Origin of the sequence: Klebsiella sp. CD33 (assembly GCF_051992865.1) — a bacterium.
Lineage (GTDB): Bacteria > Pseudomonadota > Gammaproteobacteria > Enterobacterales > Enterobacteriaceae > Klebsiella > Klebsiella pneumoniae.
In genome coordinates this window covers 3,398,439-3,411,529 of the sequence record NZ_CP197023.1, presented here as the reverse complement: position 1 = coordinate 3,411,529, position 13,091 = coordinate 3,398,439, and the positions used below count along the sequence as shown (strand labels likewise).

Here is a 13,091-nt window from a genome sequence, read left to right as displayed (position 1 = left end):
GGCAATGAAAAAATATGCATGATTTTTGCATGCGTAGAAATGCGTATATTTGAGCCCGTAAGTTAACGGGCGTTGAGAAGGAAAAGAGATATGACCGCCTTTGGTAAAAAATGGTTAACAGGTCTGGTTACGGGTGCGCTGATGGCCGTCTCTGCCGGTTCGCTCGCCGCCGAACAAAAAACCCTGCATGTTTATAACTGGTCTGATTATATCGCGCCGGACACGGTAGCGAATTTCGAAAAAGAGACCGGGATTAAAGTGGTGTATGACGTTTTTGATTCCAACGAAGTGCTGGAAGGCAAATTAATGGCGGGTAGCACCGGTTTCGACCTGGTGGTGCCGTCGGCAAGCTTCCTCGAACGCCAGCTGGCGGCGGGCGTGTTCCAGCCGCTGGATAAAAGTAAGCTGCCCAACTGGAAGAATCTTGACCCCGAAGTGCTGAAGCTGGTCGCCAAGCATGACCCGGAGAATAAATACGCCATGCCTTACCTGTGGGCGACGACGGGCATTGGCTACAACGTGGATAAGGTGAAAGCCGTTCTCGGCAAAGATGCGCCGGTGGACAGCTGGGATCTGGTGCTGAAGCCGGAGAACCTCGAAAAACTGAAAAGCTGCGGCGTCTCCTTCCTCGACGCGCCGGAAGAGATTTTCGCCACCGTGCTGAACTACCTCGGCAAAGATCCGAACAGCAGCAAAGCGGATGATTACACCGGCCCGGCGACCGATCTGCTGCTGAAGCTGCGGCCGAACATTCGCTACTTCCACTCTTCGCAATATATTAACGACCTTGCCAATGGCGACATCTGCGTGGCGATCGGCTGGGCAGGGGACGTCTGGCAGGCGGCCAACCGCGCGAAAGAGGCGAAGAACGGCGTCAATGTCTCCTACTTTATTCCGAAGGAAGGCGCGCTGGCGTTCTTTGACGTCTTTGCCATGCCGGCCGACGCGAAGAATAAAGATGAAGCCTATCAGTTCCTTAACTATCTGATGCGTCCGGACGTCATCGCCAAAATCAGCGACCAGGTGTTCTACGCCAACGGCAACAAGGCTTCCACGCCGCTGGTCAGCGAGACTATCCGTAACAACCCGGCGATTTATCCGCCAGCGGATGTGTTCGCCAAACTGTTCACGCTGAAGGTGCAGGATCCGAAGATTGACCGCGTGCGCACCCGCGCGTGGACCAAAGTGAAGAGCGGCAAATAATTCCTGACGGCCCGTCGAATACGGGCCAAATCAGATCTGCACTCGCCGGGAAATAGCAGCGCGCCCGGCGAGCAGAAGCACCAGGATGGTGCAAATGCACTGTTAAGCACGAAGTATGGCACCGGACCATATGGTGATCGTTTTTTTGCCGGAGAGCACCCGATTGAACGACGTAATGCCCCGCCCACAGGCGAAAGCCCCCAAAGCGCTGACCCCGCTACTGGAAATCCGTAACTTAACCAAGTCGTTTGATGGCCAGCATGCGGTCGACGACGTCAGTCTCACTATCTACAAAGGCGAAATTTTTGCTCTGCTGGGCGCGTCAGGCTGCGGGAAATCGACGCTGCTGCGCATGCTGGCGGGCTTTGAACAACCGACCGCCGGGCAGATTATGCTCGACGGCGTGGATCTGGCGCGCGTGCCGCCCTATCAGCGGCCTATTAATATGATGTTCCAGTCCTATGCCCTGTTTCCCCATATGACCGTTGAGCAGAATATTGCCTTCGGCCTGAAGCAGGACCGCCTGCCTAAGGCGGAAATCACCGCCCGGGTGCAGGAGATGCTGGCCCTGGTACATATGCAGGAGTTTGCCAAACGTAAGCCGCACCAACTCTCAGGCGGCCAGCGGCAGCGCGTCGCGTTGGCGCGCAGCCTGGCGAAACGGCCCAAGCTGCTGCTGCTTGATGAACCGATGGGGGCGCTGGATAAAAAGCTGCGCGATCGCATGCAGCTCGAGGTGGTGGATATTCTTGAGCGCGTTGGCGTGACCTGCGTGATGGTGACCCACGATCAGGAAGAGGCGATGACCATGGCGGGCCGTATCGCCATCATGAATCGCGGCAAGTTTGTGCAGATTGGCGAACCGGAAGAGATTTACGAGCACCCGACCACCCGCTACAGCGCCGAGTTTATCGGCTCGGTGAACGTCTTTGAAGGGCTGGTGAAGGAGCGGCTGGAAGACGGTCTGGTGCTAAGCTCGCCGGGACTGATGCATCCGCTGAAGGTCGACCCCGACGCCTCGGTGGTGGACAACGTGCCGGTCTGGGTGGCGCTGCGTCCGGAGAAGATCATGCTGTGCGATGAACCGCCGGCGGACGGCTACAATTTTGCCGTCGGCGAGGTGATTCATATCGCCTATCTGGGGGATCTCTCTATCTATCATGTGCGCCTGCAAAGCGGGCAGATGATCAGCGCCCAGCTGCAGAATGAACACCGCCATCGGAAAGGGACGCCCACCTGGGGCGATGAGGTGCGTTTATGCTGGGATGCTGACAGCTGCGTTGTGCTGACGGTGTGAGGAGAGGGCGATGAATACCGTTGAATCCCCGTCAGGGGCGAAAAAACCGGGCGGCTTCGCGCTGTGGGCGGCGCGCCTGCAGATGGCGCATGGCCGCAAGCTGGTGATTGCGCTGCCCTATCTGTGGCTGATCCTGTTGTTTATGCTACCGTTCCTGATCGTGTTCAAGATAAGTCTTGCCGAGATGGCGCGGGCGATCCCTCCCTACACCGAGCTGATGGAGTGGGCGGACGGCCAGTTGACGCTGACGCTTAACTTTGCCAACTTCCTGCAGTTGACTGACGATCCGCTCTATTTTGAAGCTTATCTCCAGTCGCTGCAGGTGGCGGGTATCTCGACGATCTGCTGCCTGCTGCTGGGCTATCCGCTGGCCTGGGCGGTGGCGCACAGCAAGCCGTCGACGCGTAATATTCTGCTGCTGTTGGTGATCCTCCCGTCGTGGACCTCGTTTTTGATCCGCGTCTATGCCTGGATGGGGCTGCTGAAGAGCAACGGGGTGTTGAATAACTTCCTGCTGTGGTTAGGGGTTATCGATCAGCCGCTGGAGATCCTGCACACCAACCTGGCGGTGTACATCGGTATCGTGTATGCCTATCTGCCGTTTATGGTGCTGCCTATCTACACCGCGCTGACCCGCATCGACTATTCGCTGGTGGAGGCCTCGCTGGATCTCGGCGCCCGGCCGCTGAAGACCTTCTTCCAGGTGATCGTCCCGCTCACCAAAGGCGGCATTATCGCCGGCTCCATGCTGGTGTTTATCCCGGCGGTCGGCGAGTTCGTGATCCCGGAACTGCTGGGCGGGCCGGACAGCATCATGATTGGCCGCGTGCTGTGGCAGGAGTTCTTTAACAACCGCGACTGGCCGGTCGCCTCGGCGGTGGCGATTGTCATGCTGCTGTTGCTGATCGTGCCGATCATGTGGTTCCACAAGCACCAGCAAAAACAGATGGGAGAGCAGGGATGAACGACTTGCCGGTAGTACGCTCGCCGTGGCGCATTCTGATCCTCGTGCTCGGATTCACCTTCCTCTACGCCCCGATGCTGATGCTGGTGATCTACTCGTTCAACAGCTCGAAGCTGGTAACGGTCTGGGCCGGATGGTCGACGCGCTGGTATAGCGAACTGTTCCACGATGATGCGATGATGAGCGCGGTAGGATTGAGCCTGACCATCGCCGCCTGCGCGGCGACGGCGGCGGCGATCCTCGGTACCATCGCCGCGGTGGTGATGGTGCGCTTTGGGCGTTTTCGCGGCTCCAACGGCTTCGCGTTTATGATCACCGCGCCGCTGGTCATGCCGGACGTGATCACCGGTCTCTCGCTGCTGCTGCTGTTCGTGGCGCTGGGACATGCCATCGGCTGGCCGTCGGACCGCGGCATGTTGACCATCTGGCTGGCGCATGTCACCTTCTGTACCGCCTACGTGGCGGTGGTGATCTCCTCGCGCCTGCGCGAGCTGGACCACTCCATTGAAGAGGCGGCGATGGATCTTGGCGCCGCGCCGCTGAAGGTCTTCTTCGTCATCACGCTGCCGATGATTATGCCAGCGGTGATCTCCGGCTGGCTGCTGGCCTTCACGCTGTCGCTGGATGACCTGGTGATCGCCAGCTTTGTCTCCGGTCCCGGGGCCACGACCTTGCCGATGCTGGTCTTCTCCAGCGTGCGCATGGGGGTCAACCCGGAGATCAACGCCCTGGCGACGCTCATCCTCGGCGTGGTCGGTATTGTTGGTTTTATCGCCTGGTATTTGATGGCCCGCGCAGAAAAGCAGCGAGTGCGCGATATCCAGCGTGCAAGACAAGGCTGAACCACCTAAAATCGGTACAGCAGCCTCCGGTCGGCGCCACCCTGTGGCGCCGTTTTCATGGAAGACATTACGTTGGGATTGTTTACGAAAACTCGCTCATCGCATGCCCGCCTTAACGTCCCTGCGCTGGTGCAGGTGGCGGCCTTTGCTATTATTTTGATTCGTGGCCTGGATCTGCTGATGATCCTTAATCTGTTGGGCCTGCAGGGGCTGAACGAATTCATACACCGCAGCGTTCAGACCTGGAACCTGACGCTGGTCTTCCTCGGCAGCCTGGCGCTGGTGTTTATCGAAATCTGGTGCGCCTTCTCGCTGGTGAAAGGGCGCAACTGGGCGCGCTGGATCTATCTGCTGACGCAGATTATCGCTGCCGGCTACCTGTGGGCGGCATCGCTGGGCTACGGGTATCCGGAGCTGTTCAGCATTCCCGGGGAATCAAAACGAGAGATTTTCCACTCGCTGGTGATGCAAAAACTGCCGGATCTGCTGGTTCTGACGCTGCTGTTCGTGCCGGCGAACTGCCGTCGCTTTTTCCGCCTGCAATAACGGTGATACAATCCCCGCCCCTGGATTTTTGAAGGTCAATTATGCATTGCGCACTCTACGACGCCGGCCGCTGCCGCTCCTGTCAATGGCTGGAGCGGCCGGTCCCGCAACAGCTCGCCGATAAAATGGCCGATCTGCGCACGCTGCTGGCGGCGATCCCGGTCGCAGCCTGGGGCGAGCCGGTCAGCGGGCCGGAGGCGGCTTTCCGTAACAAGGCTAAAATGGTGGTCAGCGGCAGCGTTGAGCGTCCGCTGCTGGGGATGCTGCACCGCGATGGCACTCCGGTGGACCTCACCGACTGCCCGCTCTATCCCGCCGAGTTTGCCCCGGTTTTTGCTACCCTGAAGCCCTTTATCGCCCGCGCCGGGTTAACACCTTACAACGTCGCGCGCAAACGCGGGGAGCTGAAATATCTGCTGCTGACCGCCAGCCAGCAGGGGGAGATGATGCTGCGCTTCGTGCTGCGCTCAGAGGCCAAGGTGGCTCAGCTGCGCGCCGCGCTGCCGTGGCTACAGGCACAGCTGCCGCAGCTCAGCGTGATCACGGCGAATATCCAGCCGGTGCATATGGCAATCATGGAAGGCGAGCAGGAGATCTTCTTCACCGAACAGCAGGCGCTGGGGGAGGTCTTTAATGGGGTGCCGCTGTGGATCCGCCCGCAAAGCTTCTTTCAGACTAACCCGACGGTAGCCAGCCGGCTGTACGCCACGGCCCGCGACTGGGTGCGCGCGCTGCCGGTCCAGCATATGTGGGATCTGTTTTGCGGCGTTGGGGGATTTGGCCTGCATTGCGCGACGCCGACGATGCGCCTGACCGGTATCGAGATCGCCCCGGAAGCCATCGCCTGCGCCAGACAGTCAGCCGCGCAGCTGGGGCTCAGCAATCTGCATTTTCAGGCGCTGGACTCGACGCAGTTCGCCACTCACGAAGCGGATGCCCCGCAGCTGGTGCTGGTTAACCCGCCGCGCCGCGGTATTGGCGCTGAACTATGCGACTATTTAAGCCGCATGGCGCCGCCCTATATTATCTATTCCAGCTGTAACGCCCGCACCATGGCGACCGATATCGCTCGTCTTAGCGGCTATCGCGTTGAGCGGGTCCAGCTGTTTGATATGTTCCCTCACACCGCCCACTACGAAGTGCTGACCCTGCTGGTCCGCGAAGTTTAAACAAAATGTGAAGGCTTTGCGCCGCTGAAATCGGGTAAGCTTGACGCAGCATGTTTTGTTATTGGTGGGGGGAATCTAATGGCCAAAACCATTCTGCTGGTAGAAGATGACGAGGATATAGCCACGCTGCTGCGGCTCAATCTTCAGGATGAGGGCTATCAGATCGTCCATGAAGCCGACGGCGGCCAGGCCCTCGCCCGGCTGGAGACGCAGGTCTGGGATGCGGTGATCCTCGATTTGATGCTGCCCGGCGTCGATGGTCTGGAGATATGCCGGCGTATCCGCCAGATGACCCGCTACCTGCCGGTGATTATCATCAGCGCTCGTACCAGCGAAATGCACCGCGTGCTGGGCCTGGAGATGGGCGCCGACGACTATCTGGCGAAGCCCTTTTCATTGCTGGAGCTTATCGCCCGCGTCAAAGCGCTGTTTCGTCGCCAGGAGGCGATGGGGCAGAATCTGCTGATGGACGCCGGGCGCCTGTCCTGCCATGGCCTGAGCATCGACCCGCTGTCGCGCGAAGTGAAGCTGCGCGGCGAGACGGTGGACCTCACGCCGCGTGAATTCGACCTGCTGTATTACTTCGCCCGCCACCCAGGGGAAGTGTTTTCCCGCCTGGCGCTGCTGGAGCAGGTCTGGGGATATCAGCACGAGGGCTATGAGCATACCGTCAATACCCATATCAACCGCCTGCGCAGTAAAATCGAACGTGACCCGGCCGAGCCGGACATCATTCTTACCGTCTGGGGAAAAGGCTATAAGTTCGCCCCGGTGACGCAAGAGGCCGCCCCGTGATCCGCCGCCTGAGCCTCAGCCAGCGGCTGGCGCTGGTGGTGGTTTCCCTGCTGATGCTGTGCGCGGTGGCGGTATGCGCCGTCCAGTTACACAGCAGCGCGCAGTATGGCAACGCTATGGTGCAGCGTCTGTCGTCCGGGCTGGCTCAACAGATTGTCGCCCGCGAGCCGTTGCTGGACGCCCACGGCGAGGTCAACCGGCAAACCCTGAAGTCGCTGTTTGACCGACTGATGACCTTTAATCCCAGCGTGGAGCTCTATCTGCTGTCGCCGGATGGCGATCTGCTGGCCGATGCGGCGCCGCCGGGCCATATCCAGCGCCAGCGTATCGACATGGCGCCGGTGCAGGCTTTTCTCACCGGCAGTGCGTCGCCGGTGTATGGCGACGATCCGCGCAGTCCCGACGGACGAAAAGTCTTCAGCGCCGCCCCGCTGCGCGTCGACGGCCAACTGCGCGGCTACCTGTATATCATTTTGCAGGGGGAGACGTTTAATCAGCTGGCGGCCGACGCCTGGCAAAAAACGCTGTGGAGCATTGTTCTGTGGACGCTGCTGCTGGTGGCCCTGTTTGGCCTGCTGGCAGGGGGGCTGGCATGGTTCTGGGTCACCCGGCCGGTCCGCCTGCTCACCGCCCAGGTGGCGGCGAGCGGCCAGGACAGCATCAGCGCCATCAAAACCCTGGCGGCCCGCAGGCCGGAGCCCCGGCCTGGTAACGAGGTGGCGGTGCTTGAGAACCGCTTTATTGACCTTGCCCGGCAGATTGCCGATCAGTGGGATCGGCTGGCCGACAGCGATCGCCAGCGCCGTGAATTTGTGGCCAATATCTCTCACGATTTGCGTACGCCGCTGACTTCGCTGCTGGGGTATCTGGAAACGCTGACCCTGAAGGATGAATGGCTGACCGCCGAGGAGCGCAGGCAGTATCTCACCATCGCCCTGCGCCAGGGGAACAAAGTGCGCCATCTCTCGCAGCAGCTGTTTGAGCTGGCGCGACTGGAGCATGGAGGCATTAAGCCGCAGCGCGAGCGTTTCGCGATGGGGGAGCTGATTTCCGACGTGGCGCAGAAGTTTGAATTAACTGCCCGCACGCGCGAGGTGAACCTGCATATTGATGTACCGGGACCGCTGCCGCTGATTAACGCCGATGTGTCGATGATTGAGAGGGTGGTGACCAACCTGCTCGATAACGCGATGCGGCATACTCCCGTCGGCGGGGAGATCCGTCTGGCGGTCTGGCAGGAGAATCAACAGCTTCAGGTCGAAGTGGCAGACAACGGAGCGGGCGTCGATGCCGCGCTGCGCGACGATCTGTTCCAGCGGCCGTCGGCGTTGTCAACCCAGGCATCGCGGGAGGATCGCGGCGGGTTAGGACTGCTGATTGTGAAACGAATGCTGGAGCTGCACGGGGGCGATATCAGACTGGTGGAGTCGGTAAGCGGGGCGCGGTTCAGGTTCTTCGTGCCACTTTGAGAAATCGCCGGGTGGCGGCTACGCCTTACCCGGCCAACGGGGAAGAGCGGTGGCCGGGTAAGCGCAGCGCCACCCGGCGAAAAAAGTTACTCCGGGAACCACTGGTTGCTAATTTTCTGGTAGGTACCGTCGGCCTTAATCGCTTTCAGCGCGGCGTTCAGTTTCTCCAGCAGCGCCTTGTTATCCGGGCGCACGGCAATGCCGAGTCCGGTGCCGAAGTATTGCGGGTCGGTCACTTTCGGCGTGGCTGCCCCCAGCTGCGGGTTAGTTTTCAGCCATTCGTTGACCACCGCGGTGTCGCCGAACACGCCGTCGATACGGCCATTTTTCAAATCGATAATCGCATTCTGGTAGCTGTCATAGGCGACGGTCTTCACCTCAGGATGCTTATCCTGCAGATATTTCTGGTGGGTGGTGCCGTTTTCCATGCCGATCCGTTTGCCTTTCAGGTCATCGAAAGAATGGAACGCATCTTTTTTGGCGATCACCAGCGCCGAGTTGGCGTAGTACGGGTCGGTGAAGGCCACCTGCTTGCTCCGTTCCGGCGTAATATCCATTCCGGAAATCACCGCATCATATTTCTTGAACTTCAGCGCCGGGATCAGGCTGTCAAACGCGTGGTTGGTAAAGGTACATTCTGCCTGCATTTGTTTGCACAGCGCGTGGGCCAGATCGATATCAAAGCCGACAATCTGGTTATTAGCGTCCATCGATTCAAACGGCGGATAGGTTGCGGAGACGCCAAAGCTGATTTTTTCCGCGGCAGCAGCGCCGAACGCGAAAGAGGTGAGCAGTGCAGCCAGAACTAACTTTTTCATCGTGGAACTCCCGTCTGTCTATCTTATGATTATTCGCCGTGTCTGCGGCATAGAGTGACAATGCCATTAAATGAATTTATATGCAATAAATTTGATTAAATATTTTTATAGGCATAAAAAAAGACGGACAGGTGTTAGACTTGTCCGCCTTGCTGTTTGCTTTTTATGCAATATGCTCAGGTGCTAGCTACGTCGCTCGAAGGCCAGCGCTTTGCGTTCCACCAGGCGCATCAGCAGCGTCAGCAGTCCATTAACGATGAGATAGATAATCCCGGCGGCGCCGAACACCATCACGTCGTAGGTGCGTCCATACAGCAGCTGGCCGTGGCCCATCACTTCCATCAGCGTGATGGTGTAGGCCAGAGAGGTACTCTTGAAAACCAGCACCACTTCGTTGGAATAGGACGATAGCGCACGCTTAAAGGCGTACGGCAGCAGGATCGCCAGTGTATCCTTTTTACTCATCCCCAGCGCGCTGCAGGACTGCCATTGCCCGTCGGGGATCGCCCGGATGGCGCCATAAAACAGCTGAGTGGTGTAGGCGGCGCTGTTGAGCGACAGAGCGATCAGGGCGCACAGCCACGGCTCGGAGATAAGATGCCACAGCCACGGATACTCCTGCAGCGAAGGGAACTGTCCCGGGCCGTAGTAGATCAGGAAGATCTGCACCAGCAGCGGCGTACCGGTAAACAAGGTGATATAGCCGCGCACTATCCATACCAGCCCCGGCGTCTTCAGGGTCAGGATAATGGTGAAGATCAGCGACAGGATCAGCGCCACGATAATCGACGCCACGGTCAGCGTCAGGCTGGTATGCAGTCCTTTCAGCAGTTCGGGTAAATAGTCGAGCATCAGCCTGGTCTCCGTTCGAAGCGCGTCGCACGCTGGTCAATCCGCTTAAGGATGTATTGACTCAACAGGGTGATGACGAGATAGATTGCCGCCGCAATGATATACCAGTTAAAGGGTTCCTGAGTGCGGGTGGCGATGCTTTTGGTCTGCAGCATTAGATCGTTGACGCTGATCAGGCTCACCAGCGCGGTGTCCTTCAGCAGCACCAGCCACTGGTTACCGAGGCCGGGCAGGGCATGGCGCCACATCTGCGGCATCACCAGCCGGAAGAATATGGCCGCTTTCGACAGCCCCAGCGCCTGGCCGGACTCCCACTGGCCCTGCGGAACCGCTTTCAGCGCGCCGCGCAGCGTTTGCGAGGCGTAAGCGGCATACAGCAGCGACAGGGCGATCGCCCCGCAGAGGAACGGGCTGACGTCAAAGTTCTCAATCTGCATCTGCACCGGGATCTGCGTGAACCCGAGCGGGATGGTGAAACCGTCAGAGAGCGTCAGCAGCAGCTGGGAAGAGCCGAAATAGATAAACAGCACCACCAGAATTTCCGGTAGCCCGCGCAGGATGGTCACTATGCCGGTTGCAAGCCAGGCTACCGGGCGCCATTTCACTGACTCCAGTACCGCAAAGAGCATCGCCAGGACCAGGCCAATGACGAGCGCGCAAACGGCAAGGCCGACGGTCATCCCGGCGGCGCTTGCTAATGGAAAAATTTCGTTCATTCAGTCTTACTTCTGGAACCATTTGTTATAGATGGTCTGGTAAGTGCCGTCTTTCTTCACTTTTTCCAGCGCAGCGTTAAATTTCTGCTGCAGGTCGGTGTTGCCCTGACGTACGGCAATGCCCAGCCCGGTGCCGAAATAGGCTTTGTCGGTCACTTTATCGCCCACGGCCGCCAGCTTCGGATTGCTCTTCAGCCATTCGGTCACCACGGCGGTGTCACCAAAGACCGCGTCGATACGACCGTTCTGCAGGTCCAGCTTCGCATTCTGGTAGCTGTCGTAAGGCACGGTAGTGATTTCCGGATGTTTATCGGTGATGAATTTCTGGTGGGTGGTGCCGTTCTGCACGCCCACTTTTTTGCCCTTCAGCTGGTCAATGCTGGTGAACTTACCCTGCTGGCCGACGAACAGCGCCGAGTTGTCATAATACGGGGTAGAGAACAGCACCTGCTTTTCACGCTCCGGCGTGATGTCCATCCCGGCCATGACCGCGTCGAAACGGCGGAATTTCAGTCCCGGGATCAGGCTGTCAAAGGCCTGGTTGGTGAAGGTACAGGTGGCGTCGATCTCTTTACACAACGCGTTCGCCAGATCGACATCGAAACCGACGATCTGGTTGTTGGCGTCCACCAGCTCAAACGGAGGGTAAGAGGCCTCGGTGGCGAAACGAATGGTCTGCGCGGCGGAAGCGGAGAGGCTCATGCCTGCGAGCAGGGCGGCAATCAGTACTTTTTTCATCGTCATTTCCCCGAAAAACATCAATGTGAAAGATAGTTTTTAAACGCGTCAGTTTGCGGATGCGTGAAGCAGGAGGCATCCCCTTGCTCGACGATATGGCCATTTTCCATATACACCACCCGGCTGGCCGTCTTGCGCGCCACTTCAACTTCGTGGGTGACGATAACCTGGGTAATGCCGGTTTCAGCCAGCTCGCGGATGATGCTGACGATCTGGGCAGTGATTTCCGGGTCGAGCGCCGCGGTAGGCTCATCGAACAGCAGAACCTGCGGCTCCATCATCAGCGCGCGGGCGATGGCCACCCGCTGTTGTTGGCCGCCGGATAAATGCAGCGGGTAACGATCGCTGTACGGCTTCAGACGCAGGCGCTCCAGCAGCTTCTCTGCGCGAGCCAGCGCCTGATCCTTGCTTAACCCCAGTACGCGACAGGGGGCCTCGATCAGGTTCTGCTGTACCGTCAGGTGCGGCCACAGGTTGTATTGCTGAAAGACCATGCCGACGTTCTGACGCAGCTCGCGAATCGCTTTATCGGACGGCGCTCTGGTGAAGTCGAATTGGTTGCCGGCGATGGATAACGAACCGGACCGCGGCATCTCCAGCAGGTTGAGTACGCGCAGCAGCGAGCTCTTCCCGGCACCGCTGGGGCCGAGCAGCACCAGCGTTTCCCCCTGCGGGCAATCCAGCGTGATGTCGAACAGCGCCTGGTGCGCGCCGTAGAAGCAATTAATGCCGTTTAGTTTAATACTCATCTGGGCAGTCTGATACGAATAGCTATTGAGGCCGCAAATACTACCTTTGGCAGAATAGTTATGCAATATTTATGCGTTAAAAGTTAAATCTAAACCACGTTTAGCTTTAAAATTAGCACAAAATATGGCCTGGTGGGTGAGGGGGGCGCAAATGTCGGCATTCCTGGGGCGAATACCGACATTTTACCGGGGTTATCGTTTCAGCGGCGTCGCTTCAACTCCGGAATCAGCGTTTCTCCAGACTCTGTCGCAGCGTCCCGGCTGGCGCATGGCTGTTGTTGCCGAGATAGCGAACGTCATCGACGGCCCAGCACTGGCCTTCCTGGATCATCAGCACTTCATCTTTCCAGCTCTGGGTGCCCTGTTTCAGATCGACGCGCAGCGGAATATTGCGCGCATCGCGGTTCGGGATGGTGGAGGCGCTGGCGACCACGGCGCTGTCTGCCGGGGTGCTGCTGCTGGAGAACGGATTAGCCTGCAGTAATTTGCTGTTGGCGGGATCCTGGCGGGCGTCATTGAGTAACTGCGCCAGGCCGTCGCTCAGATAGGGGCGCAGCGCCGCCGGATCCTGAGTACGATTCTGGATCTGGGTGTCGTAGAATTTTTGCGCTACGTCGTCAGGGCCGCCTTCGACGCAGGGGCCGCTGCGGGTGCCATTATCTTTATAGGCCGGGGTGACGGTCGTACAGGCGCTGAGCGCCAGCGCGCAAGGGAGAAGTACAGCAAAAAGTTTGTAGCGCATGATGATTTCCTTATAAGCGAACTACGTTTTCAGTTTCCGTTAAAGCATAGCGTATAGCGTGCGGATTGTACTTGACGCAAAGAGCTAAGACCTTGATGTGGCTACAGCCTTAGGGCGGGAAATCGGCACGGGGATGACAGAATTCCGTCAGGCGCTAAAAGGCAGGGCAGTATAAAAATAAACTTAATTTT

14 protein-coding genes are annotated in these 13,091 nt (G+C 58.6%); 8 read left to right on the top strand and 6 right to left on the bottom strand.

Annotated elements, in window-relative coordinates:
• Positions 1-90 precede the first annotated feature (90 nt).
• The 8 genes from potF (at position 91) to ACR809_RS16865 (ending at position 8,285) form a co-directional block, all read left to right on the top strand.
• On the top strand, positions 91-1,203 hold the full coding sequence (gene potF, locus ACR809_RS16900) for a spermidine/putrescine ABC transporter substrate-binding protein PotF (RefSeq protein ID WP_002896368.1): 1,113 nt from the start codon (positions 91-93) through the stop codon (positions 1,201-1,203).
• A gap of 163 nt (positions 1,204-1,366) precedes the next feature.
• Positions 1,367-2,500: a putrescine ABC transporter ATP-binding subunit PotG gene (potG, locus tag ACR809_RS16895; protein WP_002896370.1), complete on the top strand. Its 1,134-nt coding sequence runs from the start codon at positions 1,367-1,369 to the stop codon at positions 2,498-2,500.
• A gap of 10 nt (positions 2,501-2,510) precedes the next feature.
• A complete protein-coding gene (gene potH / locus ACR809_RS16890) occupies positions 2,511-3,464 on the top strand; it encodes a putrescine ABC transporter permease PotH (protein ID WP_002896371.1) in 954 nt (317 codons plus the stop codon).
• Positions 3,461-4,306 (top strand): putrescine ABC transporter permease PotI, encoded by an 846-nt coding sequence (gene potI / locus ACR809_RS16885; RefSeq protein ID WP_002896372.1) that lies wholly within the window; start codon positions 3,461-3,463, stop codon positions 4,304-4,306. The genes potH and potI overlap by 4 nt, the downstream gene beginning before the upstream one ends.
• A 57-nt stretch (positions 4,307-4,363) precedes the next feature.
• On the top strand, positions 4,364-4,852 hold the full coding sequence (locus tag ACR809_RS16880; protein WP_002896376.1) for a YbjO family protein: 489 nt from the start codon (positions 4,364-4,366) through the stop codon (positions 4,850-4,852).
• A 41-nt stretch (positions 4,853-4,893) separates the two neighbouring features.
• Positions 4,894-6,021, top strand: coding sequence for a 23S rRNA (uracil(747)-C(5))-methyltransferase RlmC (gene rlmC, locus ACR809_RS16875; RefSeq protein WP_048996169.1), 1,128 nt, complete (start codon positions 4,894-4,896; stop codon positions 6,019-6,021).
• 78 nt (positions 6,022-6,099) lie between these two features.
• Positions 6,100-6,816 (top strand): response regulator transcription factor, encoded by a 717-nt coding sequence (locus ACR809_RS16870; RefSeq protein ID WP_002896380.1) that lies wholly within the window; start codon positions 6,100-6,102, stop codon positions 6,814-6,816.
• Positions 6,813-8,285, top strand: a complete 1,473-nt coding sequence (locus ACR809_RS16865; protein ID WP_002896382.1) for a sensor histidine kinase — start codon at positions 6,813-6,815, stop codon at positions 8,283-8,285. Before ACR809_RS16870 ends, ACR809_RS16865 begins: the two co-directional genes overlap by 4 nt.
• Before the next feature lie 86 nt (positions 8,286-8,371).
• Here the strand turns inward: ACR809_RS16865 and artJ are convergent, their stop codons facing one another.
• From artJ to ACR809_RS16835, 6 genes are all read right to left on the bottom strand, one after another.
• Complete coding sequence (artJ, locus tag ACR809_RS16860) at positions 8,372-9,103, bottom strand: arginine ABC transporter substrate-binding protein ArtJ (RefSeq protein WP_002896384.1); 732 nt, start codon at positions 9,101-9,103, stop codon at positions 8,372-8,374.
• Between the two features lie 183 nt (positions 9,104-9,286).
• A complete protein-coding gene (gene artM / locus ACR809_RS16855) occupies positions 9,287-9,955 on the bottom strand; it encodes an arginine ABC transporter permease ArtM (protein WP_004141917.1) in 669 nt (222 codons plus the stop codon).
• A complete protein-coding gene (gene artQ / locus ACR809_RS16850; RefSeq protein WP_002896386.1) occupies positions 9,955-10,671 on the bottom strand; it encodes an arginine ABC transporter permease ArtQ in 717 nt (238 codons plus the stop codon). The genes artM and artQ overlap by 1 nt, the downstream gene beginning before the upstream one ends.
• 6 nt (positions 10,672-10,677) lie before the next feature.
• Positions 10,678-11,409 carry an arginine ABC transporter substrate-binding protein ArtI gene (gene artI / locus ACR809_RS16845; RefSeq protein WP_002896390.1) on the bottom strand — a complete coding sequence of 244 codons (732 nt, stop codon included), beginning with the start codon at positions 11,407-11,409 and terminating at the stop codon, positions 10,678-10,680.
• A 20-nt stretch (positions 11,410-11,429) separates the two neighbouring features.
• Positions 11,430-12,158, bottom strand: coding sequence for an arginine ABC transporter ATP-binding protein ArtP (gene artP / locus ACR809_RS16840; RefSeq protein WP_002896392.1), 729 nt, complete (start codon positions 12,156-12,158; stop codon positions 11,430-11,432).
• A gap of 226 nt (positions 12,159-12,384) precedes the next feature.
• Entirely contained in the window at positions 12,385-12,900 is a 516-nt protein-coding gene (locus ACR809_RS16835; protein WP_002896394.1) for a lipoprotein, read from the bottom strand.
• Positions 12,901-13,091 lie beyond the last annotated feature (191 nt).

What these genes read in the sequence shown, in the direction of transcription:
- artP (WP_002896392.1), bottom strand. Translation starts at nt 12,158, where the DNA reads ATGAGTATTAAACTAAACGGCATTAATTGCTTCTACGGCGCGCACCAG.
- artQ (WP_002896386.1), bottom strand. Translation starts at nt 10,671, where the DNA reads ATGAACGAAATTTTTCCATTAGCAAGCGCCGCCGGGATGACCGTCGGC.
- ACR809_RS16835 (WP_002896394.1), bottom strand. Translation starts at nt 12,900, where the DNA reads ATGCGCTACAAACTTTTTGCTGTACTTCTCCCTTGCGCGCTGGCGCTC.
- ACR809_RS16880 (WP_002896376.1), top strand. Translation starts at nt 4,364, where the DNA reads ATGGAAGACATTACGTTGGGATTGTTTACGAAAACTCGCTCATCGCAT.
- artM (WP_004141917.1), bottom strand. Translation starts at nt 9,955, where the DNA reads ATGCTCGACTATTTACCCGAACTGCTGAAAGGACTGCATACCAGCCTG.
- ACR809_RS16870 (WP_002896380.1), top strand. Translation starts at nt 6,100, where the DNA reads ATGGCCAAAACCATTCTGCTGGTAGAAGATGACGAGGATATAGCCACG.
- artJ (WP_002896384.1), bottom strand. Translation starts at nt 9,103, where the DNA reads ATGAAAAAGTTAGTTCTGGCTGCACTGCTCACCTCTTTCGCGTTCGGC.
- potF (WP_002896368.1), top strand. Translation starts at nt 91, where the DNA reads ATGACCGCCTTTGGTAAAAAATGGTTAACAGGTCTGGTTACGGGTGCG.
- artI (WP_002896390.1), bottom strand. Translation starts at nt 11,409, where the DNA reads ATGAAAAAAGTACTGATTGCCGCCCTGCTCGCAGGCATGAGCCTCTCC.
- potI (WP_002896372.1), top strand. Translation starts at nt 3,461, where the DNA reads ATGAACGACTTGCCGGTAGTACGCTCGCCGTGGCGCATTCTGATCCTC.
- potH (WP_002896371.1), top strand. Translation starts at nt 2,511, where the DNA reads ATGAATACCGTTGAATCCCCGTCAGGGGCGAAAAAACCGGGCGGCTTC.
- rlmC (WP_048996169.1), top strand. Translation starts at nt 4,894, where the DNA reads ATGCATTGCGCACTCTACGACGCCGGCCGCTGCCGCTCCTGTCAATGG.